The organism is Nonomuraea sp. NPDC003707 (assembly GCF_053587055.1).
Map to the genome: position 1 here is coordinate 124,596 of NZ_JBSFNK010000012.1, position 23,395 is coordinate 147,990.

Here is a 23,395-nt window from a genome sequence, read left to right on the forward strand (position 1 = left end):
GCTCGGGTGGTTGAGGCCTGCTTGTCGGCTGGTTGCGGCGGCTTGCAAGCCGATATGGCGAAAGCTTGCAACTTGAACTAAGGTAAGCCTGACCTAAGGCTTGGGAGGGGTGGGAGAGCATGACCGGCATCGCCGATCCCACGAGGCCTTATTGGCTCGGCCTGCCTTACTGGCTGGTGGGCGCCATCCTGATCCTGGCCCTGTTCGGCGCGTTCCAGGTCTACTACTGGGTCGGGCGCAAGCTCGGCGTGAAGCTCTACGACTCGCGCGTCGGCGCCCGGGTGGGACGCGAGCGCATCGCGAAGATCGAGCATGTCGTCGAGAAGTGGGGCGCACTGGCCGTCTACGGCTGCTTCTGGGTGCCCATGCTCCGGCACACGCTGCCGTGGGTGGCGGGGGCGCTGCGGGTGTCCTACCCCTGGTACGTGGTCGCGAGCGCGCTGGGCTGCCTGACCTGGGCCCCGATCTGGTGGTTCGGCATCACGGCGCTCGTGTGGGGCTGGCTGGAGCTGGCCGCGCGCTCGCCCGTCACGGCGGGGGTCGTGGCCGTGCTGGCCGTCACGGCGGCGTTCTGGCTGGTGGTGCGGCGCAGGAGGAGGCGGCGCGCGGCCGCGTCAGAGAAGGCTCTGGTCTCCTAGGCCCCGCCCGGTCCGGTCGTCGATGACGGCCTCGGGAGCGTTCCTGCGCACGGTCTCGATGCCGTTCACGCAGGCGGCCTTGCTCGGGTAGCCCTCGCCGACCGCGAGCGTCTGCCCGTTGTTCGCCACGAGGGCGAACCGGAATCCGCCCTGCCCGTCCTCACTGATCACGAACCTGCCCGCCACTGCTGCTCCTCTCTAACCTGGCATTGATTTACCCCCATCTGATCGGGCTTTATGGCGTAGTTAGGCAAACGGACCCTTGATCTCCTGTCAACATGATTGCCATGCGTATTGGGGGTTTCATTGGCTCCGCCGTACTCGCGCTGGTTGTGGGAGTCGCCTCCCCGGCCGCGGCGGCGGACGCGCCGGAGGTCGGGGCAAAGTCGGCGTACCTGGTCGACTCTGCGGGAACGATCCACTTCGGCAAGCGCGAGACTCGCCGGGTGCCCGTGGCCAGCCTGGTCAAGGTCATGACGGCGTACGTCGTGCTGCGCGAGGCCAGGCTGAACGACACGATCACGATCACGGCGACCGACGTCAAGCACGCGACCAGCAACGGCGCGACCACGGCGGCGCTGAAGAAGGGTGAGCGGCTCACGGTCAACGATCTGCTGTACGGTCTCATGCTGCCGTCGGGGGCCGACGCGGCCAACGCCCTGGCGCGGCGCTACGGCCCGGGCAAGACGGCGTTCGTCGCCAAGATGAACCGCGCCGCCCGCGCCTTGGGGCTGTCCGACACCCGCTACACCAACCCCGACGGCCTGCCCACCCCCGGGAACGGCGGCTACTCGACGGCCGTCGACCAGGTCAAGCTGGCGGAAAAGGCGCTGGACAACAGCACCTTCGCGGCCGTGACGGGCACCAAGGTGCACAAGGTGGCCAAGACCGCGCTGCACCGGGCGCACACCTGGCGCAACTCGAACAAGCTGCTCTCGCGGGCCGACGGCGTGCTCGGCGTGAAGACCGGCTACACGCGCGCCGCCGGCTACTGCCTGCTCTTCGCCGGGGAGCGGGGCGGCAAGCGCGTGGTCGGCGTGCTGCTCGGGGACCAGAACGAGCGCCGCTTCGAGACGGCCGAGCGGCTACTGGACTACGCGGGCGAGCAGATCGCCGGCGGCTAGCAGCTCGCGGGTGTACGGGTCGGCGGGGGCGGCCCACACCTGACCGGCCGGACCGGTCTCGACGATCCGGCCGTGGCGCAGCACCGCCACGCGATGCGCCACGTGCCGGATCAGGGCCAGGTCATGACCGATGAACAGCTGGCCCAGCCCCAGCTCGTCGCGCAGCTCGGTGAGCAGGTTGACGATCCCGGCCCGTACGGACGGGTCCAGCGCGGACACGGGCTCGTCCAGCACCAGCAGCCTGGGCTCGCAGGCCAGGGCGCGGGCGATGCCGACGCGCTGGCACTGCCCGCCGGACAGCTCGTACGGCCTGCGCCGGGCGAGCGCGGGGTCCAGGCGGACGAGGTCGAGGAGCTCGCGGACCCGGGCGGGGCCGGTCAGCGGGTCCCAGCGGCCCTGGACGCGCAGCGGCTCCGCGATCGCGTCGTGCGCCCGCAGGCGCGGGCTGAGCGAGCCGTACGGGTCCTGGAAGACCGGTTGCAGCGCGGGCCGCAGCGGGCGCAGGGCGCGCTCGTCGAGCGCGGTGAGCTCGCGGCCCTCGAAGCGCACCGAGCCCGCCTCGGGCCTGCGCAGCATGAGGACGGCGGCGGCGATGCTCGACTTGCCCGACCCCGACCCGCCGACCAGGGCGAGCGTCTCACCGGCGGCCAGGGTGAACGAGACGCCGTCCACCGCCAGGATCGGCGTGGGGTAGCGCACGGTGAGATCGCGCACCTCCAGCAGGGGTGTCGTCATGCGGGCTCCTGGTAGAGATCGGTGGCCGGGCCGGGCAGCTCGCCGAGCCGGTGGCAGGCGGCCAGCCTGTGTTCCCCGGCCTCCTGCGGCTGTGGCTCCCGCTCGTGACAGACGTCGGCGGCGGCCGGGCAACGGGGGGCGAAGGCGCACCCGGGCGGCAGCGCTCCCGGCGCGGGCGGCGAACCGGCGATCGCCGGTAGCGGCCGTCCCGTCACCTCGCGCGGCGGGAGGGACGCGACGAGGCCGCCGGTGTAGGGGGCGCGCGGCCCGCGCAGCACCGCGCCGGCCGGGCCCGACTCGGCGAGCCGTCCCGCGTACATGACCAGGACGCGATTCGCGTACGCGGCCGCCGCCCCCAGGTCGTGCGTGATGAGCAGCACGGCCGACCGCGTTCCGTCGCGGGGCTCCGTCAGCAGGCTGAGGATCCGGGTCTGGAGGACGGGGTCCAGCGCGGTGGCCGGTTCGTCGGCGACGACGAGGGCGGGGTCGTTGACGGTGGCCATGGCGATCACCGCCCGCTGGCGCATCCCGCCGGAGAACTCGTGCGGGTAGGCCCGGGCCCGCCGTGCGGCGTCGGGGATGCCGACCCGTTCCAGCGCGGCCACCGCGCGTTCCCAGGCCTGTTTGCGGCCCGGTCGCCGCACGGCGCGGGCCAGCTGGTCTCCGACCGGGTACACGGGGCTGAGCACCGACAGCGCGTCCTGCGGCACGAAGGCGATCCGCCGGCCGCGTACCTGCCGGTAGACGTGCTCGGGCGCGCCGGACAGCTCCCGCCCGTCCAGGCGCACGCTGCCGGACATGTGCGCGCCGGGCGGCAGCAGCCCGAGCACGGCCCGGGCGGTCAGCGACTTGCCCGCGCCGGACTCGCCGACGACGGCGAGCGTCTCGCCCTCGGCCACGTCGAACGAGAGCCCCCGTACGACCTCCGTGCCCGCCACGCCGACCCGCAGGTCCCGTATGCGCAGCAGCGTCATGCGGCACCCCCGGTCCGGCGGCCCGCTGTGGAGAGCGAGACCGCCAGGGCGGCCAGCAGCAGGAGCATCCCCGCGGGGACCAGGGCCGCCCATGGCGCGCGCTCCACGTACGGCAGCGACTCGGCCAGCGTCAGGCCCCACTCCGGAGCGGGCGGCTGTGCTCCCAGGCCGAGGAAGCCGAGGGAGGCCATGGCCAGCGCGATCCCCGGCAGCCGCAGCACCGCGTGCCTGGCGACCGGGCCCGCGATCGCGGGCACGACGTGGCGGGTCAGGATCCAGGCGGGCGAGGAGCCGATGGCGCGCTGGGCGGTCAGGTGGGCCGCAGCACGTACCTCTGCGACGAGGGCCGCGGCGTGGGCTGCGAGCGCGGGCCACGAGACGAGGGCGACCGCGACGGACGCGCCCGGCGTGCCGGGCCCGAGCACCGCCGCGACCAGGATCCCGGCGATCACCGGCGGAACGGCGTTGGCCACCTCGGCCGCGCCGGAGGCCAGCCCGGGGAGGAGGCCGACCGTGAGGGCGATGACGTACGAGCCGGCGCAGACCAGCGCGGAGACGCCGAGCGTGGCCGCGGCGCCATGACCCACCCTGGCCAGCACGTCCCGGCCCAGCGCGTCGGCGCCCAACGGATGATCCCAGCTCGGCCCCGCCAGCCGCGCGGCCACGTCCACGGTCAGGGGGTCGAGCAGCGACCCCCACCCGACGGCGACCGCCAGCACGACCCCGCACACGCCGGCGACCGGCCCACCACCTCGCCCGCCACCGCCTCGCCGGCCGCCGTTGCCCTGGCCGCCGCCGATGGCCGGTGCGGGGAGCGAGAGGGCGGCGTCGCGGAGGCCGGGGCCGAGCATCCAGTGCCGGGCGGCGCTCGCCAGGATCCCGGCGAGCACACCCAGCAGGACCAGGGCGAGTACCGCGGCCTGGAGCAGCGGAAGGTCCTGAGCCTCCGCGGCCCCCAGCGCGGTCCGGCCGATGCCGGGCACCGCGAACACCGTCTCCACGGCCACCGCCCCTCCCGCCAGCCCCACGGCGACCAGCCCAAGCTGGGGCACCAGCGCGGGCAGCGCGCGGCGCAGCGCCGCCCGCGCGATGACGCCGGGACCACAGCCCGCCGAACGCCACAGCCCCACCCACGGCTCGGCGAAGGCCGCGGGCAGCGTGTCGTCCACCAGCCGCCCCAGGACCCCGCCGGCCGGGATGCCCAGGGCCAACGCGGGCAGCACCAGGTGTCGCGGCTCCTGCCAGCCGTAGGGCGGCAGGAGGCCCAGCCACACCGACAGCGTCACCAGCAGCACCGTCGCGATGAGGAATTCGGGCAAGGCCCCGAGCACCGCCGCCACCGCCCCCGTACCACCGCCCCGCAGGGTGCCCCGCGCGCCGCGCACCAGGGTGGGCGCGCACAGGGCGCACGTCAGTGCCAGCGTCACCGCCAGCGCGGCGGCCATCAGCGTCAGCGAGACGCCGAGACCGGACAGCACCGACGGCAGCACCGCGCTCCCGTCCGCCCACGAGCGGCCGAAGTCGCCGCGCAGGACGCCGCCCAGCCACTCGCCGAGCAGCGGCAGCGGGCCGCCGTCCAGGCCCAGCTCGTGGCGGATGGCCTCCAACGACTCAGGCGTCGGCTCCTGCTCGGCCGAACGGGCCCGCAGCAGCGACAGCGCGGCATCACGACCGGACAGCCAGGGCAACAGCCCGACCACGACGACGATCGCCACGAGCGCGACACCCCGCGAGAACAGCACCCCGCTACGCGAGAGCAGCGCCCTGCGGGCGCGCGTGGGGAGTCCGGTCATTTGAGGCGGGTCTCCGCCGTGATCAGGACGCGTTCGCGCGGGTCCTTCGCCGAGTCCAGCACCGTGGTGGCATCGCCCTGGATCACGCGCTCGTGCAGCATCGGGATGGCGGCGTCGGTACGCAGGATCGCCGCCTCGGCCTCAAGGGTCGCCGCGTGCCTGGCGGGACCGGCGTCCGCCGCCGCGGCCTCGCGCACCGCCCGGTCGACGTCCTCGTCACACAGGCGGGCCAGGTTGAAGGAGCCGTCGCAGGTGAAGTCGGCCCGCATGTACGCCACCGGATCCCCCGAGTCGAGCACGGTTGCCCGGGAAAGGACGAACGCGTCGAACCTCCCGGCCAGCGCGTCCTCCTCGATGTGTGCGTACTCCCGTACCACCAGCTCGACCGCGAACCCCGCCCCCCGGAGCTGCTGCTGCAGCACGGAGGCGACCTCGGGCAGCTCGGCCCGGTCGGAGTAGGTGGCCAGGGTGATCGCCACGCCCTTGGCGCTCGCGGGAGCCGTACGCTCCCCCAGGCTCTTGCGGCCCTCGGCCGCCCACGGCAGGGCGGGCCCCAGCAGGCCCGAGGCCACGTCGGCGCGCCCCTCGTACACCCCGCGCACGAGTTGCCCCGCGTCGACGGACGCGCGCACGGCGGCGCGCAGGCCGGGGCTCTTGAACGGCCCCTTGGCGGTGTTCAGGTACAGGGTGTTGGTGCGCGGCATCGGCACCTCGCTGATCGTCTCCTTCGCCAGCAGCGCAGCCTGCGAGACCGGCACCGCCTCCGCGATGTGCGCCTCGCCGCTGCGGATGGCGGCGGCGCGGGCGGCGCCGTCCGGGACGAAGGAGACGTCGATGCCCGGCGCCTTGGCCTTCGTGCCCCAGTAGCCGTTGTGGCGGTCGAGGGTGGCGGTGGTGGTGCCGTTCACCTTGACCAGCTTGAACGGGCCGCTCCCGGTGCCGACCGGATCGACCTTGCCGTCGGTGCCGTACGCGTGCTCGGCCAGGATCGCCAGCTGCGGCGAGGACAGGCGGTGCGGGACCAGCGGGTCGGGCTCGCGGGTGGTCACGACGACCTTGCCGCCCTCGGCCCTGGCGGTCAGCTCGACGCCGTCGAGGATGCGCGGCTTGGGCGTGGCCCGGGTGGCGCGGGTCAGCGCGGCGGCGGCGACCCGGGCGGTCAACCGGCTGCCGTCGTGGAAGGTCACGCCGTCGCGGACGGTGAACTCCCAGGTCCGTTCGGAGGTACGGGTCCACGCGGTGGCGAGGGCGGGTCGCGCGTCGCCTCTCGCGTCCAGGTTGACCAGGGTCTCGGCGGTGGACCAGCGGGAGAGCTTGAAGGCGTCGTCGCTGAAGGGCGACAGGCCGGAACGCGGCGGCTGGAGCATCGCCACCTTGATCCGGCCCGTGCTCTGCCCGCCCCCCGGGGCGGAGCACGCGGACAGGGAGAGGACTGTCATGAGGGCAAGCCAGAGGCTGCGATGTTGCACGGATTGTCCCAAATTCAGGGGGAATGAGCGGGACGAGACGCTAGCACATGATAACCGTTTCCATATTCACACTCGATAGACGCGCCCCTCGACGCCCCACTCCCCGAACGGCAGCCGCTCTCCCCGGTCGATCGCCCGGATGGAAGGGCGGCCGACATGGGCGAACACCAGCCGCCCCACCCCGTGATCGCGCGCCTCCCGCGCGACCTGGAGCACGCCCGCATGCCCGCCCACACCCCCGGCGAAGCGGATCGGCCGGTCCCAACCGGCGGCGTCGGCGAACATCAGGTCCACCCCGGCCGCCCAGTCCGGAAAGGCCCAGAACTCCGGCGCCCAGACGGCCCGCGCCCCGGCCGTCCTGATCAGGTAGCCGTAGGTGGGGTGAGAGGTGTGGCTGACCGGCAGTGGCACGATCTCCACTCCCGCGGTCTCGAAGGTCGCCGCCGCGGCGGCCAGCCCGAGCGCCCGCGCGGTGCGGCGGATCCGGGGCATCAGTTCGGCCCGCTCATCGCAGACCAGCCAGCCGTCGAGCCGCTCACCGGCCGCGGCGTCGCCACCCCCGTCGAGCAGGACGCGGTGACCGCGCCAGCCGACCAGCAGCCCGGCCGGGCTGTAGCGCGGCGAGTTCATCGCACCGACCCCCACCAACCGCAACCACACGACCGCCACCCCCACCTCAGACGCAGCCGCTACCCACTCCCCCAGCCCGACAACCGACGTCGACGACGCGCCCACACCGCAGGCGGCCACCATGGGCCCCCACGACCGCAGACGGCGACCCGCGGTCGCCCCCACGGCGGTGGTCCCCACGCCACACGCGACGGCCAAGGGGCGCGACGTTCCGCGCCCGCGCCGCGGAACGGGTCACGGGCGGGCACCCTGAGGACGAGCCATCCCCCAGAGGCCAGGGGGCCCGCGAAAAGGGCTCACCCGAAGGTGATCTTGCCGCTCCCGGGAAGCGTGCTCATCCCCCGAGCGGCGCAGCCGAGGATGGCCGCCGCCGGCGAGAGGCCGCCGCGGACGCGCTCCCCCTTGAGCGCGCCGGCGGCGATGGTGCCGGTGAGCAGGGCGTCGGCCGGATGCTGGGTGGCGAGCCGGTCGGCCTTGATGCGCAGCCTCGAGGTGCCGACGGGCCGGCCGTCCCCGCCGAACCAGGTGATGACGGCACCCCCGCGCACATCGCGGGCACTGGTGCACGAGGCCTCCGCGGTCGCCTTGACGGCGACCCAGCCGGAGCGGAGGGACGGGGCCGAGCCGTCGGGTGAGGTGCAGTCGGTGAGCTGGAGGTTCCCCCGGGCGGCGACGCGCCGCGGCGTGAGGCCGACCTGCGGCGTGAACGCCAGCGGCCGCTCGGACGGCGTGGCGACGGCGCAGGTCAGGGCCGGGTCCGGGAGGCCCGCCGGGGCCGAGGTGGCGATCGCGATGATCCAGTCCAGGTACATAAGCCTTCCCCGTTGGCTGCTGTACGTAATCAGCACCTCACATTGTGCGGCATCACGCGGTACGGCACGCCGGATCCAGCCGATCCGCGGTCCACCTGAGCGAGTGCGCCACCCGTACGCGCACCTTGGCCCTCGCGCGGTGCGGCCGCCGGGGCGCGCCCGGCAGGGCTTCGCCGAGCGACTCCTGGTAGCCCATCGCGGTCTGGTGAGCGAGCACTTGCATGGCGTCCATAAATCCTCCTTAATCAATTAAGACCTTAATCGATTAAGACAGGCCGGGCAAGCTCTTCGGTACGGTGGGACGATGGCCAGGGTGACACTGCAGACGATCGCCGACCGGCTGGGCGTGTCCCGGGCCACCGTGTCCTACGCGTTCTCCCGGCCCGACCAGCTCAGCGACGGGCTGCGGCAGCGGATCATGGAGGTGGCCGACGAGCTCGGCTACGCGGGGCCCAACCCGACGGCGCGATCGCTCCGGCTGGGGCGGGCGGGGGCGCTCGGGCTGCTGTTCAGCGAGACGCTGGCCTACGCGTTCGCCGACCCGTACGCGATCGGCTTCTTCCAAGGGCTGGCGACGGCGGCCGAGGACGCGGGGGTGGGGCTGCTCATCCTGCCGCTGCCGCACGGCGACCGGCGGAGCGAGACGGTCAGGGACGCGGTGGTCGACGCGTTCTGCGTGATGTCGCTGCCCGACGGGCATCCGGCGCTGGCGGAGGTGCTGGCCAGGAAGCTGCCCGTCGTCGTGGTGGACGAGCCGTACGTGCCGGGGCATCCGTTCGTGGGGACCGACGAGCCGGCGGCCGCGGCGGCGGCGGCGCGGCACGTGCTCGAGCTCGGACACCGGCGGATCGGGGTGGCCATGGTCGGGCTGCACGACGACGGCCACACCGGCTGGGCCTCCCCGGAGCGCCAGGAGGGCGCGGTGTTCGAGGCCATGCGGCGGCGTGCGGGCGGCTACCGGCAGGCGTGCGAGGAAGCCGGGATCGACTGGTCAGGAGTGCCGTTCTACGAGGTGGCGCGCAACTCCCGCGAGGCCGGCAGGAAGGCGGGGCACGCGCTGCTGGGGCGGGACCCGCGCCCCACGGCGATCCTCACCAACACGGACGTGCTGGCGCTGGGGGTCCTCGACGCCGCCGCCGATCTGGGGCTGGAGGTGCCCGGGGAGCTGTCGGTGGTGGGGTTCTCCGACAGCGCGGCCGAGGAGGCGGGGCTCACCACGATCCGGCAGGCCAAGCAGGAGATGGGAGCGGCGGCGGGGCGGCTGCTGCTGTCGGGGGCCGCGGCGGAGCCGGAGCGGCTGGTGTTCCCGCACGAGCTGATCGTCCGCGCCTCGACCGCTCCCCCGGCACACGCTTGACGAACCAGATCACGCCAGGAGGAGCAGCACGCCCGCCGCGGCGCTGACCAGGGCGGTGGCGCCGTGTATGCCCCACGAGATGCTGGGGTGGCCGCCGCGCCTGGCCACGATGAGCGCGTCGCCGACGGGGATGATGCTCATGACCAGGATGACCCACCCCAGCGTGTGCGCGTCCGCCACGGCGATCATGACGAAGATGGCCAGGGCGGTGCCGAGGTCACGAACGGCCTTCACGGAGAAGTAGGCGCCCGTGTCCATACCCGAGGCCGAGCCCGGCACGCCGTACGCCTTGGCCGCGGCCTCGGGGACGAAAAAGAAGCGCAGGCTGACCACGACGAGGCCGATGCCGACCAGGGCTGCGATCACATAAGCGGTGGTGACCATCTTGTGCACTCCAAGCGAGAGTCATCGGTAGAAGTGCTAGCAACGCTAACCTAGCGATGACTCAATGTCTAGCAGTGCTAGAAAACTGGTCGCCTAGTCATGCCAGACCGCGGCCACCTCCTCGGCGATCCGTTGCGACCGGCCCAGTTCGGCGGCCGACGCGCGGCGGGCCGGATCGAGCAGGCTGCCCATGGAGCTCCCCGCGACCTGTCGCCAGCCCCGCGGATCCGGCGCCACCAGGACAGCGGCCCGCACGCCGTCGCCCAGCTCCGCGATCTGCTGCTCCACCCCGGGCATGATCCCCCCGCCCCGCGTGATCGGCGCGATGACCACGACGCGGTCGTAGCCGGCGGCGAGGCTGACGCCGGCGGGCGAGCGCATCCCGCCGTCGATGTAACGGCGACCGCCGATCGTGGCAGGCGGCCGTACGCCGGGGCCGGCCGTGCTGGCGCAGACGGCGTCCAGCAGATCGACGCCGCTGCCGGCGTCGAAGTCGGCCGGTTCGCCGCTCTCCGCGTCCACCGCCGTGATCACCAGCCGCTTGTCCGGCCACTCCCGCACCTCCTCGCCGAGCCACCGGGCCACCTGCGCGCGCCGCTCCGCCTCCGGTACGGTCCTCGCGGCCAGCGCGAGCCGCCCCATCCGCGCGCCGAACTCCTGGGACGTCTTGGACCTGGACAGGTTCCACACCATGCGGAACAGGCCCAGTGGCGACGACTTCGGCCTGCTCTCCCCGGTCGGAGGCTCCAGCTGCCTGGCGTACAGGTGCTCGGGATCGAGCCCGGAGGCGAGTTGCGCGCCCACGAGCGCGCCGGCGGACGTGCCCACCACCAGGTCCGCCTCCCGCAGGTCGACGCCGTTCGCGGCGAGCCCGGCCAGGACACCGGTCTCCCAGGCGATCCCCAGCACCCCGCCACCACCCAGAACCACTGCTCTGCTCGTCATCCGCACTCCTCGGGTCGAGTCCGGCCCGGCCGCGGGAAATCGGTTACCGACCGGGAGTCACGTAGGTAAGGTTGCCCTCACACCTCTCCCGAAGGACAGCCCCATGGCGCAATTCATCGAGGTCCGAGCGACGGTCGAGGGCCATGAGAGGGCGGCCGCCCTGGCGAAGGGCATCTTCAGCGCCGGCCTGGCGGCCTCGATCGACATCGCCGAAGTGCCGTCCCCGCGCCGTGACACGACCGTCTGGGAGCTCACGCTCATCACGACGGACGGTCAGGCCACCACGCTCGAACGGCGCATCAGGGAGACCGCCGACGGCTGCTCCGTCACCAGCCGGCCGGTCACGCCCGACGCCGACGGCTACCCCGACTGGCTCTGAGCGCCTCCTCGCCTGAGGGCGTTCTCCACCCATTCGGCGGCCCGCACCGCGCCGGTCCGGATGTCCCGGTCGCTCGCCTCCACGGCGGTGTACTTGACCTCGATGACGAGGTTGTCCTGGAGGAAGGTCAGCTCCGTGTAGTGCACGCCACCCGCGCGGGGGCCGACGTCGGCGGCGAAGGCCTCCTCGCCGATGCCCGGCACGTCCCGTGGCCCCGTGGTCAAGTCCCTGAACACCCGCTCGACCCCGATGTCGTCCCGCCGCCATTCGATCCCCGAGGAGGCGCCGGGGGCGAGCTTTTGCCGCCGGAGGAACTCCTGGCGCGCCGCCGATGTCCTCGGGTGCCACGATCTGGCGGCCTCCGGTTCGGGCCCCAGCGGTGTCACGTCGAGGGCCCGGCCTTGTGACGTCCAGGTGCAGCCGCCGGTCTTGTCGTCGTACCGTTCCCGCGGCCGCGGGACGAGTTGCCGGACCTGACCCGGTTCGAGGAGGGCGCAGTAGTCGATGGGCCGCGAGAACCGGCCGCTCTCCTGTGGCGTCGGGCTTGCGGTGAACTCGGAGTCCGAGAGGTCCGAGAAGTCCGACATTTCGGGACTCCCCGGGGAGAGGGCGATGATCGCCAGTGCCACGAAGGGGCTCACGAAGAGGGCCACCATGATCCGGTCGCGTAACCTCCGAGAGGTCGGGTCCACGGCCTTCGCCGGGCGCGGCGGCGCGGGGACCTCCCGGCCCCGTGCGGGCGACAGCCGCGTCTCTTGCTCGTGCGCCGAAAGCCCGGCGCTCCTGGCCTTCGTGGACCTCGGGCTCGGCGACCCCACCACAGTGGACGCACCGCCGGGCGCGTCGGCGATCGGCTCCACCACGGCGGGCACGTCATCCGGCTGCTCCGGGGGTGGGGCGGACTCGGCGACGAGGGTGCGGACGGCCTCGGCGACGGGATCGGGCAGCCACCGGGCCTCGGTGTACAGCTCGGCGAGCGCGCCACCCCCCGTGGCACCGTCCGACAGCTCGTCCAGCAGCGCCGTCGCGCTCGGCCGTTCTTCGGGCCGCTTCTCGAGGCACCGGCGCACGATGGAGCGCAGCCGGGGCGGGAGCCCTTCGAGGTCCGGCTCCTCGTGCACGGTCCGGTACCACAGCCCCTGCCACGACCCGCCCCCGAACGGCCCGGTACCCCTGGCGGCGTACGCGAGCACCGCCCCCAGGCAGAACACGTCACTGGCCGGCCCCACCGAGTCCCCCGTCAGCTGCTCGGGAGAGATGAACCCCGGCGTTCCCACGGACACGCCGGTCCGCGTCAGCCTGCTGCCTTCCACCGCCACGGAGATGCCGAAGTCGATGACCCGCGGCCCGTCCACGGCCAGCAGCACGTTGGAGGGCTTCAGGTCCCGGTGCACCACCCCCGCCGCGTGGATCGACTCCAGCGCCTCGGCCAGCCCGGCCCCCAGCGCGAGAACGGCCTCCTCGCGCCAGGTCCCGTGCTCGGCGACGGCCTCGTCCAGGGACAGGCCGGGCACATAGGCCGTCGCCAGCCACGGCGGCGCCCCCTCCGGATCGGCGTCCACCACCCCGGCCGTGAAGAACCCGCTCACCGTGCGGGCCAGGGAGATCTCGCGGGCGAACCGCTGCCCGAAGTCCCGGTCGGCGGCGAGCTCCGGGTGCACGACCTTGACCGCCACCGCGCGCCCGCTCTTCGACCGCCCCAGGAAGACCCGCCCCATCCCGCCGGCGCCCAGCCGCGCCTCGATCCGGTACGGTCCCACCTTCCGCGGATCCTCCGGCCGCAGCACCTCGAACACGGACACGCGCCCTCCTCAGGGTCCGCGATCAGACGTGTCGAATCACCACATTAGCCCGATCACCGGCGGAGGATGATCAACTTCACATAGCAACAGTCAGCCGGAGCAGCGGCGCCGCCGAAGGCGCCGAGGGAAGGTCCCCGACCGCCGCCAGGAGGGCGTCCACCCTGTCCGGCGGCAGCGCCCGTCCCGCGTTGGCGCGGAACTTGACCCCCAGCTCGTCCGCCGTCAACGGGTGCTCCGGCCCGCCCCGAGAGGAGTCCACGCGGTGCTCCAGGGTCGAGCCGTCACGCAGCCGTACCCGCATCACCGCCGCGAATGCGCGCGGGAAGATCTCCGACGCCCGCTCGTCCGCCACGCAACGCACCCGCTTGGCCAGCTCCAGCCGCTCCGGAAACAGGGCGGCGAAGTCGTCCAGGGAGAGCCCGAGCCCGCCGCCGCCGTGCAGCGCCGCCGCGACCGTGTACGGGCCGGAGAACTTCGCGTGGTACGGCGACCTGGGCGCGGTCTTCTCCTCCCTGGGCTCCGCGATCGTGCGCAGCACCGGGGCGGGCACCCCCAGCTCGATGTCCTCGACGTCGTCCGGGGACAGGCCGCCGGCCCGCAGCGCCAGGGCGCAGTCGATGGCCGGGTGGGTGAAATGGTTCGTCGGGTAGGGCTTGTAGACCGTGCGCAGGAGCTCCCACCGCTCGCCCAGGCCGGACAGCAGCGCGGCGTCGTCGTACCGGCCGTCGAGCCAGGCCTGGAAGAACCCGAACCGGCCCTCCAGCACGGTCGGCGGCCCGGTCACGCCTTCCAGGGCGAGCACCGCGGCCGAGACGCCCGCGTGCGCGGCCCAGCCGCAGTGGACCCGCTTGATCGTCCCGCCCGTGCGGTTGGCCTCGATCACGCCCGCGCCCATGCTGGCCGCCACGCCGACCGCGTGCGCGATGCCGTCCGCCGTCAGGTCGAACAGCAGCCCCGCCGCGACCGCGGCGCCCAGCGTGCCGCAGATGGACGTCGCGTGCTGGCCCTTCTCGAAGAAGAGCGAATTGCGCGCCTCAGGCAAGTAGGAGGCCATTCCGAGGCGGTTGCACACCTCGACGCCCGCCGCGATCGCCGCGGCCAGCGCGGCGCCGCTCGCCCCGGTCGCCTCGGCGACGGCCAGCGCGGCGGGCACCACAGAAGCGCTCGGGTGCAGCACCGACGGCAGGTGCGTGTCGTCGTAGTCGAGCGCGTGCGCCAGCGTGCCGTTGACCAGCGCCGCCGCCGGCGCGGGGAGCCGGTCGCCGCTGCCGATCGCGCTCGACTCCTCGACGCCGCCCCACCGGCGTACGGCCCGCAGCACGGCCGGTCCCGCGTCGCCCGCCGGCTCGGCGTAGGCGGCCAGGCAGTTGCCCAGCACGTCGAGCACCCGTCCGGTCACGTCGTCGCGCACCCGGTCGGGAACGCCCTTGTCACGGCAGGCGACGGCGAATTCGGCCAGCCGCTGGACATGGGTTGTCATGGTCCCTCTCAGGTCAGTCGATCACGGCGAGCGGACGGACGGGGGCGCCGGTGGCACCGACGACCGGCAGCGGGTTAAGCACCAGCACGAACTCGCGTGCCCCCGAGTCCAGCAACTCGGCCAGCCGCATGGTCTCCACGATGTTGATGCCCGACTCCACCAGCATGATCCGGTGCACGGGCAGCGTGGCATGGCCGCGACCGGGCGCGATGTGCTCGAAGGCGATGGACTCGCCGCCCACCACACGCGGACGGCGCTCGGCCAGCCAGCGCGCCGCCTCGACGCCCGGCCCGGGGACGCCGCCCCGCTGCCCGACGAACTCCTCCGCCGACGACCACAGCCGCGACCAGCCGGTGCCGATGAGCACGGCGTCGCCGGCGCGGATCTCCAGGTCGCCGGCGGCCCGCGACAGGTCGTCGGCGGTGATCTCGTAGCCGGCCGGCAGCGTGTCCACGCCGTGCACGGCGGCCACGTCGAGCAGGACGCACCGGCCCACGTACGGCTCGAAGGTGTCGATGCCGAGCGCGCCGAACCCCTCGTGCGACATCACCTCGGACGCGGGCCGCCCGCCGTACAGGAGCCCTTCCTGCGAGACGTGCGCGAGCGCGTCGACGTGCGTGCCGACGTGGCCGCCCGTGACGATGATCTCGTTGGCGGCGGAGCCGCCGTCCGGCCTGACCATGTCGCCGTGCCTGCGCTCCAGCGCCATCCGGAACGGGGGGTGGTTCGGTGACTGCGGCATGCCTTTGCGCATCGGCTGCGCGAGATCAAGGACACGCGCCCCTTCCAGCGCCTTCCACAAGGACATCTCGGACGGCTCTCCTTATGTTCCGATCATGAAAACAGCGTCTCGACAGTACACAAGACGGACAAAACCGGCTCAATCAGCCCGCAGATCGCATCAACCCATGACAGGCGATGGCCGCGGCGGCCACCACGTTGAGCGAGTCGACGCCCGCCGCCATCGCCGACCGGCTCATCGGGATGCACACCGCCCGGTCGGCCTCGTGCAGCCAGTGGGAGGAGAGCCCGTCGCCCTCGGCGCCGAGCAGCAGCGCGACCCGGTCCGCCAGCTCGACGGTGTCCAGGGGCGTGGCCGCCTGGTCCGGAGTGAGGGCCAGGGTCTGGAAGCCCGCCTCCCTCAGCTGCGCCAGCCCGCCGAACCAGTCGTCCATCCGCGCGTACGGGATCGAGAACACCGCCCCCATCGACACCTTCACCGCCCGCCGGTAGAGCGGATCCGCGCACCGGGGCGACAGCACGACCCCGTCCACCCCCAGGGCGGCGGCGCTGCGGAAGATGGCGCCGATGTTGGCGTGGTCGACCAGGTCCTCCAGCACGAGCAGCCGCCGGGCGCCGCCCTTCAGCAGGGTCTCGACGGCGGGGAGCGGGAGGCGTTCCATCGAGGCGAGGGCGCCGCGGTGCACCTGGAAGCCGGCGATGCCCAACATGATCTCGTCGCTCACCACGAAGACCGTCGCGTCGCCCAGGACGTCCTCGAGCGAGGCCAGCCAGCGAGGCGTCGTCAGGACCGAGCGGATCGGGTGGCCGGTGCCGATGGCCCGCCTGATCACCTTCTCCCCCTCGGCCAGGAACAGGCCGCGCGACGCCTCCAGGCTCTTGCGCAGCTCCATGTCCCGAAGCCGGGTGTAGTCGGACAGGCGGGGGTCGTCGGCGTCGGTTACGTACTCAAGCACCTTCCGATACTGCCATGCGCCGCCTGACCTGCCAGACCGCCGCGTAGCAAGCGAGCACCAGGCACAGGCCGATCAACGTTCCGGCGCCCGTCTTGGTGATCACGCTGGGCAGGCCCAGGTGCGGGACGGGCTCGTCCACGAGGGGCCAGAGGAACGCTCCAGCCACCGTCCCGATCGAGCACAGCGTCATGACGACCGCACGCACGCGCGGGGCGATCCGCAGGCGTTCCGGTACGGGGGCCGCGGGCATCCGGGACAGACGGCGCCAGCCCCACCACACCACGACGGCCAGGCCGATCACGGACGAGACGTACTGCAGCAGCCGGAAGAGCCTGATCACGCCCATGACCGAGACCGCCAGCCAGCCGCCCCACTCCACCGGGCCGGTGGAGTGGGTGAAGGAGTCCCACAGGACGTGGCTGGCCGCGCCGATCACGCCCCCGACCGCCATGGGGAGCAGCCGCAGCCGGGACGGCGCCAGGAGCGCGGCACGGCCGGCCAGCGAGGACGGGAGCAGCGAGATCAGCGGGTCCCTGAAGACGCCGTGGAAGAGCGGCAGCAGCACCAGCACGGCGGCCAGGTCGATGGTGACGACACCGAGCCAGGAGTGCCAGTTGCCGTAGTCGGGCAGAAACGGCAGGAAGATCGGCAGATCGGGCACCATCGCCCCCAACGCCATCGCCCACGGATCGGCGAACCTGCGTACGCGCTGTGACGAAATCAGCGGCACCATCGCGGCCATATGACTGGGCGTGAACGGCAACCGGCCCTCCCTCGGCGTTCCGGGCAACCTTCGCGACCTGGCGATCAACGCTCATTATGCGGGCAAGCTTGACCATCCTTTGCCCGGACGAAACTACGCTACTTTCTGTAATGGGTACGGTACGTATCGCTGTCGACGGCCGGATAGCCGAGAGTGCGGGGGGTCATGGTGCCTGACCAGCGGATTCATGAGCGTCCGGCCGCGTCAGCCGATTGGCTGCGCGCAGCCCGCGCCGCCCGGTCGCTCTCCGTCGCCACCCTGGTCTGGCTGAGCGTGGAAAGCACGCTCGGCCTGGCCGCCGGCTTCGCGGCCCACTCGCTGGCGTTGATCGGCTGGGGGCTGTCGGCGTTCGTGGAGGCGGCGGCCAGCCTGATCGTGGTGTGGCGGTTCACCGGCGCCCGCACGCTCTCGCCGAACGCGGAGAACACCGCCAGGAAGGCGGTCGCGGTGAGCTTCTGGCTGCTCGCGCCGTACCTCGTCCTGCACGTGGCGCACGACCTGGACGCGGGGCACCGGGCCACGCCGAGCGTGCTGGGGATCGTGGTGACGATGTTCAGCCTGGTCAGCATGCCGGCGCTGGGGATCGCCAAGCGGCGGCTCGGCGCGCGCCTGGCGTCGGAGGCCACGTCCGGCGAGGGGACGCAGAACCTCATCTGCGCGGCCATGGCGGCGGGAGTGCTGGCGAGTTTGTGGCTCAACACGCTGGGGTGGTGGTGGGTCGATCCGGTCGTGGCGGTGGTGCTGGCGGCGGTCGCCGTACGGGAGGGAAGCCGGGCGTGGCGCGGCCATCAGTGCTGCCATTAGCCCCCGATTCGCCGATCATGCATATCTCTCAGAAACCGTCACGCACGCGGCCAACACCACCCACACAGGGTAATCACCGCACCAAAAGGGCTGTTTTCCCGCACTCGCCACACCGAGTATCGTTCCCGGAGTATTGCGGAGCATCTCCCGCTAGGGTCTCCGGAAGGTCTCAAGCACACCTAAGAGGACATCGTGGGGCGACACCGCACAGACGAGCTTGATGGCGGATACAGAGCGCACGAACCACCCCCAGCCCGCAGAAGGTCGAACGGCCGCGGCAGGGTTCTCGTACCGCTGGCCGGTGCCGTCGCGCTGGCCGTGCTCCTCGGTGTCGCCGCGTTCGTGATCTTCAACCGCGACCACGACTGCTCGGGCGGCAAGCTGGCGCTGCGGGTCGTCGCGACGCCCGACATCCAGCCCGCGCTGAACAAGGTCGCCGGCAACTACAACAAGGCCATGCACTCGATCGACAGCAAGTGCGTCGAGGTGACGGTGGCCAAGGAGGCCGCGGCCAGGACCGCGAACGCGGTGGCCGCCGGCAAGGCCAAGGCGGACTTCTGGGTGGCGGACTCCAGCCTCCTCATGGAGAGCCTGCGCAACACCCCGGCCGGCCAGGCCCTGCCGCAGATCGAGGGGTCGATCGCGACCTCGCCCGTGGTGCTGGCGACGGCGAAGTCGTTCGCGTCGAAGCTGAGTGGCGCCCTCCAGCCGAGCTGGGCCGCCATGATCTCGGCCGCGAACGTGGCCAACGTGGACGGGCCGGGCAAGAAGGTCCGCGTCCTCGCTCTCGACCCGCAGAAGAACTCCGCCGGGCTGGCCGCGCTGCTGGCCGCCGCCGGCACGGCGAAGGAGGCCGGGCTGGACAAGGCGCTGGTGGGCGCGATGAAGGAGCTGTCGGGCCAGCTCGCCTCCGACCCCACGGCGCTGCTGGCCAGCCTCACCGTGAAGTCCGGCAGCAGGGTGCCCATCGGCGTCACCTCCGAGCAGGCCATCTACGCCCACAACGCGAAGAAGCCGGAAGCGCCGGTGGTCGCGCTCTATCCCAAGGAAGGCACGCTCAACCTCGACTACCCGGTCACGGTCCTGACCAAGGACCCGGCGGTGCTCAAGGCGGCGGCGGACTTCAAGCAGGACCTCGCCACAGAGTCGGCCAAGAAGACCCTGCGCGACGCGGGCTTCCGCAGCACGGACGGCAAGGCGGGCGACGCGCTCGCGACGGACAAGGGCTTCAAGCAGGAGACCCCGACCGCGCTGGAGCCGCCGGACGGCAAGACCGTGGCCAGGATGGTGCAGACCTGGTCCCGGCTGAACCTCGGCAGCCGCCTGCTCACGCTGCTCGACGTCTCGGGCACGATGGCGCTGCCGGTCCCCGGTACGGGCATGACCCGCATGCAGGCCATCAACAAGATCGCCACCGAGGGCCTGGGCCTGTTCCCCGCCGACTCCGAGCTGGGTCTGTGGACGTTCTCCACGCATCTGGACGGACAGGGCAAGGACTGGAAGGAGCTCGTCTCCATCGGACCGGTCAGCGAGTCGGTCAACGGCACGCTGCGCAAGGACATGCTGGGCAAGGCGTTCTCCTCGATCCAGGCCAAGCCCACGGGCGACACCGGGCTGAACGACACGATCAAGGCCGCGTACACGCAGCTGACGAAGACGTACCAGGAAGACAAGATCAACACGCTGCTGGTCCTCACGGACGGCGCCGGCAACGACGACCCGGACGGCGGCGTCAAGAACAGCGAGATCCTGCAGTTCCTGAAGAAGACCTACAACCCGAAGCGGCCCATCAGCATCCTGCTCATCGCCTTCGGCCCGGAGGCCGAGAAGGGCAAGCAGCAGATGGACGCCCTGGCCAAGGCCGCGGGCGGCGAGGCGTACATCGCCAAGAACGTCCTTCAGGTGCGCGACTTCTTCCTCCAGGGCATGGAACGCCGCCTCTGCATGCCGGGCTGCGACGGCTGAGGGCCGGTTGAGGTGCACCCTGCTTATTGCCTCACTTCGTGAGGCGGGCTCAGTCGCCATGGAGCCGCCGCCTTCCCTCGTCGCTCTGGTCGCTCCGCTCCCGCCGCTCCTCAGTCCAGGCGGCGGCGCTCCCTCGCCATGCCCGATGGGCATAAGGGGCGAACCCGTCACGATGAGGCCGCGTCCTCTCCGCGTGGGGCTTGAGAGCCCGTTCTACCCGCGGGGGAGGAATTCGTGCCTGGATGGCCGTCCGTCGGTCGCGCCGAGGATCATGAGCTGTTCGAGGCTCTGCGGCGCGCGGACACCGACGCTCCCGCCAAGCTGTACGACTGCTACGGCGAGCGGCTGCACGACTACGCCGCCTCCTTCGCCCAGGACCTGGCCGCCGAGGCCGTGCACGACGCCCTGGTCACCGCGCAGGGGTGCGTGCACCGGCTGAAGGAGCCGGCCAGGATGCGGGCCTGGCTGTACGCGCTGACCAGGTTCCAGGTGCGGGCCAGGATGTCCCGCCGGACCCCCGTGGACGGCGTGCCGCTGCCGGAGCTCGAGGCGCAGGGGGACCCCGAGCTGACCGACCTCGTCCACGAGACGCTGGGCGAGCTGAGCAGGAACGAGCGCGAGGTCCTGGAGCTGTCGCTGCGCCACGGGCTGACCCCGGCGGAGGTCGGCGCGGTGCTCGGGCTGACCTCGCGGCAGGCGACCGGCAGGCTCACCAGGGCTCGCGACCAGCTGGAGAACGCCGCCGCGGCCGTGGTGCTGGCCAGGACGGGCCGGGCGCACTGCCCCGACCTGTCGGCGATGCTGGACGGGTGCGAGGGCCCGCTCACCCCGCTGCTGCGGCGGAGGTTGTCGGGCCACATCGGCGGGTGCGAGGTGTGCACCGAGGGCCGGCACCGGCAGGTCTCGGCGACCAGGCTCCTGGACCTGGTCCCGGTCGCGTACCCGCCCATCTCGCTGCGCCGCCGGGTGATCGACACGTGCGTCAACCCCGAGCGCGACCAGACCCGCACCCTGATCACCGATCGCGGCGACAGCTTCGACCGGACCGGGTTCCCCGTGGCCGTCGAGAACCGCTCGCGGCGGCGCAGGCCGCGCCGCCTGGCGCCGGTGCTGCTGGCGGGCGCGTGCGTGCTGGCCGCGACGGGGGCCATGGTCGTGATCAACGGCCGCGACGTCTCGACCGGCACGCCCCTGCGGTCGGCGCCCTCCCCCTCCTCCCCCGCCGCCTCGCTCGACCCGGGCGAGGAGAGCCCGTCGCCCGATCCCTCACCGGAGGAGGACGAGCTCACGCCGGCCCCCACCCCCACCCCGACCCCGAGCCGCACTCCCGGCACCCGCGCCACGCCGGCCGAGCGGCCCAGCGCCCGGCACGCCGCCGGGCCGACGCCCACCCGCCGCAGGCCCGCGCCCGGCGCCCGGCTCCGCACCTCCTGCCCGAAGGCGATCGACGGCGCCGCCAAGATCGGCCTCGGCGCCCGCAACGCCACGGTCTCGTGGGTGGCGACCGCCTCGCAGGGGCTGGACGTGTTCCCCGCGAGCGGGTCGATCAAGTCGGGCGGGTCGGTGGCGATCTGGGTCACGATCGTCGACCCGAACGCCGCCGGCCGCGGCCGCGTCGCGTTCACGTCGAACGGCGGGAGCGCGAGCTGCTCGCTGTCCTGGGACGGCGACGGTCCCGAGACGTCCGACCCGACCGACGAGCCGACGAACTCCAGCGAACCGAATCCATCACCCTCCGTAACCGTGTCAGCCGAGAATACGGAGACGCTGGAGGGGTAAAACGGACGCCAAGCCGGAGTAGATCAACTTTTCTTGCCAACAAACCCGGATAAATCGGACCCTGGCTCGAAGAACCTCGGTCACATAGGGCATTCTGGTGTGCTTGGGGGCCACGTCCGGGCCGGAGTCACTTGACCGTGTGTTGAACATCACACGAGAAATCTCTGCCTGCCGGTAAACCGGGATGCGTCCTCAAGCGTCGGCATTGACGTGTCCTGGCGCAGATTGGTCCCATGAACTGCGATCAATCGTGCTTTAACCAGCAGAAGCAGGAGAGAAAAGGGAGATGCTCAAGCACCGGAGAGCGGCGGCCTGGCTGCTGGCGCTCGCCTGCATAGCGGGAGCGGTCGTCGCGCTGTTCGACATAGAGACACCGCTGCGCCCGTTCTTGATCTCTCTGTTCCTTCTCGTCGTCCCAGGGGCGGCAGTGGTGGGACTGTTGCGTGATCGTGACCCCCTTGCCGCACTATCAGTAGGAGCCGCGGCAAGTCTCGTGCTGAACGTGCTCCTCGCTCAGGCCATGCTGCTTTTCGGCGCGTGGTCGCCCCGGGCGGGCGTCGCGACGGTCGCCGTGCTCGGAGGGTTCATGTACGTGCTTCGCGTGTTGTACCGGGGGAAGAGCATGCAGACCCAACAGGGGGCCAGGTGAACATCCAGGTAGTTCGGCCCAGAGAGCTCGGGGACTCCGAGCGGGCACGATGGCGGGAGCTGCAGAAGGCCGACCCGAGTCTGGACAACCCGTTCCTGTCTGTCGAGTTCGCCGTGGCGATGGACCGCTTGCGCGATTACGTGAGGGTGGCGGTCATCTCCGACGCGAGCGGCATCGTGGGGTTCTTCCCGTACGAGCGGCACAGTTTCGGCATCGGCAAGCCGCTCGGCGGCTTCCTCACCACGTGCCACGGCCTGATCGCCGGCCCGGACCTCGAGCTCGACGCCAAGGCCCTGCTGCGGGCCTGCAAGCTCAGCGTGTTCGACTTCGACCACCTGGTGGCGGGGCAGCCCACTTTCGCCCCGTACGAGCAGGATGTCCGGCCCGCGCCGGTCATGGACTTCACCGCCGGGTACGACGCCTGGATCGAACAGGTGAAGACCAACTCCCCCAAGAACCTCAAGACCGTCCGCTACAAGGAGCGCAAGCTCGGCAGGGAGCAGGGCGAACTGCGCTTCGAGTGGGCCTCGGCCGACCCCGAGGTGCTCCGCACGCTGCTGAACTGGAAGTCCGACCAGTATCGAAGAACTGGCCGCGTGGACAGGTTCGCCCAGCCGTGGATCGTCGAATTGACGGACATGATGCATGCCGAAAAGTCATCGGACTTCGGGGGCGTCCTGACCATGCTTTATGCCGGGGACGTCCCGGTAGCCGGACATTTCGGCCTCCGCACGGCCACCACGCTTGTAGGGTGGTTCCCCGCCTACGACACCGAGTTCGGCCGCTACTCGCCGGGCATCGTCCATCATCTGCAGATGGCCGAGGCCGCCGCGAACGACGGCCTGCACATGGTGGACATGGGCAAGGGCGGCAAGGAGTACAAAGACTGGCTGAAGAGCGGGGTCCTGTACGTTGCCGAAGGCCGCATCTCGCGACCGTCCGCCGCCGCGGCCGTTCACTGGATGGGCCGAACTCCTTTCAACAAAGCCCGAACAATTGTCATGGACCGGCCGTCTCTTTATAGGGCGGCCGACCGTGTCCTCAAGGGCTTCGGTCGGGTGCGCACCTCGATGCAGCAGCAGGAGTCACCCAACGGAGTAGTCAAAGAACCAACGGGAGCGCGCTGAGCGCTCCCAAGTCCCGGCAGACACCCTCACAGCACAGGACCCTTCAATGCACCGTTCACCGGCTTCGCCATTCCCGCAGCACCCGGGGG

Annotated in this window: 24 protein-coding genes; 9 read left to right on the forward strand and 15 right to left on the reverse strand. The window is 72.1% G+C overall.

Annotated features, from left to right (window positions below; all coding sequences use genetic code 11):
• Window positions 1–119: 119 nt before the first annotated feature.
• Window positions 120–638 (forward strand): DedA family protein, encoded by a 519-nt coding sequence (locus tag ACWDRB_RS30025; protein ID WP_449899181.1) that lies wholly within the window; start codon window positions 120–122, stop codon window positions 636–638.
• Here ACWDRB_RS30025 and ACWDRB_RS30030 read toward each other — a convergent pair.
• Window positions 615–824 (reverse strand): YegP family protein, encoded by a 210-nt coding sequence (locus ACWDRB_RS30030; RefSeq protein ID WP_192787332.1) that lies wholly within the window; start codon window positions 822–824, stop codon window positions 615–617. The genes ACWDRB_RS30025 and ACWDRB_RS30030 overlap by 24 nt on opposite strands.
• Before the next feature lie 101 nt (window positions 825–925).
• Between ACWDRB_RS30030 and ACWDRB_RS30035 the strand changes: the two genes are divergently transcribed.
• Window positions 926–1,762, forward strand: a complete 837-nt coding sequence (locus ACWDRB_RS30035; protein WP_350728118.1) for a D-alanyl-D-alanine carboxypeptidase family protein — start codon at window positions 926–928, stop codon at window positions 1,760–1,762.
• Here the strand turns inward: ACWDRB_RS30035 and ACWDRB_RS30040 are convergent.
• The 7 genes from ACWDRB_RS30040 to ACWDRB_RS30070 all read right to left on the reverse strand — a co-directional run bounded on the left by ACWDRB_RS30040 (window position 1,724) and on the right by ACWDRB_RS30070 (window position 8,407).
• A complete protein-coding gene (locus tag ACWDRB_RS30040) occupies window positions 1,724–2,497 on the reverse strand; it encodes an ATP-binding cassette domain-containing protein (protein WP_449899185.1) in 774 nt (257 codons plus the stop codon). The two genes, ACWDRB_RS30035 and ACWDRB_RS30040, sit on opposite strands and share 39 nt — an antisense overlap.
• Window positions 2,494–3,471, reverse strand: a complete 978-nt coding sequence (locus tag ACWDRB_RS30045) for an ABC transporter ATP-binding protein (RefSeq protein WP_449899188.1) — start codon at window positions 3,469–3,471, stop codon at window positions 2,494–2,496. Before ACWDRB_RS30045 ends, ACWDRB_RS30040 begins: the two co-directional genes overlap by 4 nt.
• Window positions 3,468–5,264, reverse strand: coding sequence for an ABC transporter permease subunit (locus ACWDRB_RS30050; protein WP_449899190.1), 1,797 nt, complete (start codon window positions 5,262–5,264; stop codon window positions 3,468–3,470). Before ACWDRB_RS30050 ends, ACWDRB_RS30045 begins: the two co-directional genes overlap by 4 nt.
• A complete protein-coding gene (locus ACWDRB_RS30055) occupies window positions 5,261–6,703 on the reverse strand; it encodes an ABC transporter substrate-binding protein (protein WP_449899192.1) in 1,443 nt (480 codons plus the stop codon). The genes ACWDRB_RS30050 and ACWDRB_RS30055 overlap by 4 nt, the downstream gene beginning before the upstream one ends.
• A gap of 96 nt (window positions 6,704–6,799) precedes the next feature.
• On the reverse strand, window positions 6,800–7,393 hold the full coding sequence (locus ACWDRB_RS30060) for an MBL fold metallo-hydrolase (RefSeq protein WP_449899195.1): 594 nt from the start codon (window positions 7,391–7,393) through the stop codon (window positions 6,800–6,802).
• A gap of 266 nt (window positions 7,394–7,659) precedes the next feature.
• Complete coding sequence (locus tag ACWDRB_RS30065) at window positions 7,660–8,175, reverse strand: hypothetical protein (protein WP_449899198.1); 516 nt, start codon at window positions 8,173–8,175, stop codon at window positions 7,660–7,662.
• Between the two features lie 52 nt (window positions 8,176–8,227).
• The gene (locus ACWDRB_RS30070) at window positions 8,228–8,407 is read right to left on the reverse strand and encodes a hypothetical protein (protein WP_364758455.1); all 180 of its coding nucleotides are present in this window, start codon (window positions 8,405–8,407) and stop codon (window positions 8,228–8,230) included.
• 72 nt (window positions 8,408–8,479) lie between these two features.
• On the opposite strand from ACWDRB_RS30070, the gene ACWDRB_RS30075 reads away from it, so the two are divergent.
• On the forward strand, window positions 8,480–9,532 hold the full coding sequence (locus ACWDRB_RS30075) for a LacI family DNA-binding transcriptional regulator (RefSeq protein ID WP_449899201.1): 1,053 nt from the start codon (window positions 8,480–8,482) through the stop codon (window positions 9,530–9,532).
• 9 nt (window positions 9,533–9,541) lie between these two features.
• Here the strand turns inward: ACWDRB_RS30075 and ACWDRB_RS30080 are convergent, their stop codons facing one another.
• A complete protein-coding gene (locus tag ACWDRB_RS30080) occupies window positions 9,542–9,916 on the reverse strand; it encodes a DUF4267 domain-containing protein (RefSeq protein ID WP_350728126.1) in 375 nt (124 codons plus the stop codon).
• 93 nt (window positions 9,917–10,009) lie between these two features.
• The gene (locus ACWDRB_RS30085) at window positions 10,010–10,861 is read right to left on the reverse strand and encodes a patatin-like phospholipase family protein (protein WP_449899205.1); all 852 of its coding nucleotides are present in this window, start codon (window positions 10,859–10,861) and stop codon (window positions 10,010–10,012) included.
• A 103-nt stretch (window positions 10,862–10,964) separates the two neighbouring features.
• Between ACWDRB_RS30085 and ACWDRB_RS30090 the strand changes: the two genes are divergently transcribed.
• On the forward strand, window positions 10,965–11,240 hold the full coding sequence (locus ACWDRB_RS30090) for a hypothetical protein (protein WP_449899208.1): 276 nt from the start codon (window positions 10,965–10,967) through the stop codon (window positions 11,238–11,240).
• Here ACWDRB_RS30090 and ACWDRB_RS30095 read toward each other — a convergent pair.
• From ACWDRB_RS30095 to ACWDRB_RS30115, 5 genes are all read right to left on the reverse strand, one after another.
• On the reverse strand, window positions 11,222–13,042 hold the full coding sequence (locus ACWDRB_RS30095) for a protein kinase domain-containing protein (RefSeq protein ID WP_449899211.1): 1,821 nt from the start codon (window positions 13,040–13,042) through the stop codon (window positions 11,222–11,224). The genes ACWDRB_RS30090 and ACWDRB_RS30095 overlap by 19 nt on opposite strands.
• 76 nt (window positions 13,043–13,118) lie before the next feature.
• Window positions 13,119–14,522, reverse strand: a complete 1,404-nt coding sequence (locus ACWDRB_RS30100) for an MmgE/PrpD family protein (protein WP_449899213.1) — start codon at window positions 14,520–14,522, stop codon at window positions 13,119–13,121.
• Between the two features lie 13 nt (window positions 14,523–14,535).
• Window positions 14,536–15,330 (reverse strand): cyclase family protein, encoded by a 795-nt coding sequence (locus tag ACWDRB_RS30105; RefSeq protein WP_449899215.1) that lies wholly within the window; start codon window positions 15,328–15,330, stop codon window positions 14,536–14,538.
• Window positions 15,331–15,406: 76 nt separating this feature from the next.
• Complete coding sequence (locus ACWDRB_RS30110; protein WP_449899218.1) at window positions 15,407–16,219, reverse strand: TrmH family RNA methyltransferase; 813 nt, start codon at window positions 16,217–16,219, stop codon at window positions 15,407–15,409.
• Entirely contained in the window at window positions 16,212–16,982 is a 771-nt protein-coding gene (locus ACWDRB_RS30115) for a DUF4184 family protein (RefSeq protein ID WP_449899221.1), read from the reverse strand. The genes ACWDRB_RS30110 and ACWDRB_RS30115 overlap by 8 nt, the downstream gene beginning before the upstream one ends.
• A gap of 165 nt (window positions 16,983–17,147) precedes the next feature.
• On the opposite strand from ACWDRB_RS30115, the gene ACWDRB_RS30120 reads away from it, so the two are divergent.
• The 5 genes from ACWDRB_RS30120 (at window position 17,148) to ACWDRB_RS30140 (ending at window position 23,306) form a co-directional block, all read left to right on the forward strand.
• The gene (locus tag ACWDRB_RS30120; protein ID WP_449899223.1) at window positions 17,148–17,786 is read left to right on the forward strand and encodes a hypothetical protein; all 639 of its coding nucleotides are present in this window, start codon (window positions 17,148–17,150) and stop codon (window positions 17,784–17,786) included.
• 318 nt (window positions 17,787–18,104) lie between these two features.
• Window positions 18,105–19,751 (forward strand): substrate-binding domain-containing protein, encoded by a 1,647-nt coding sequence (locus ACWDRB_RS30125; protein WP_449899226.1) that lies wholly within the window; start codon window positions 18,105–18,107, stop codon window positions 19,749–19,751.
• A 234-nt stretch (window positions 19,752–19,985) separates the two neighbouring features.
• Window positions 19,986–21,530 carry an RNA polymerase sigma factor gene (locus ACWDRB_RS30130; protein ID WP_449899228.1) on the forward strand — a complete coding sequence of 515 codons (1,545 nt, stop codon included), beginning with the start codon at window positions 19,986–19,988 and terminating at the stop codon, window positions 21,528–21,530.
• Window positions 21,531–21,816: 286 nt separating this feature from the next.
• Window positions 21,817–22,179, forward strand: coding sequence for a hypothetical protein (locus tag ACWDRB_RS30135; RefSeq protein WP_397365728.1), 363 nt, complete (start codon window positions 21,817–21,819; stop codon window positions 22,177–22,179).
• Complete coding sequence (locus tag ACWDRB_RS30140) at window positions 22,176–23,306, forward strand: GNAT family N-acetyltransferase (RefSeq protein ID WP_449899230.1); 1,131 nt, start codon at window positions 22,176–22,178, stop codon at window positions 23,304–23,306. The genes ACWDRB_RS30135 and ACWDRB_RS30140 overlap by 4 nt, the downstream gene beginning before the upstream one ends.
• The last annotated feature ends 89 nt before the right edge of the window (window positions 23,307–23,395 follow it).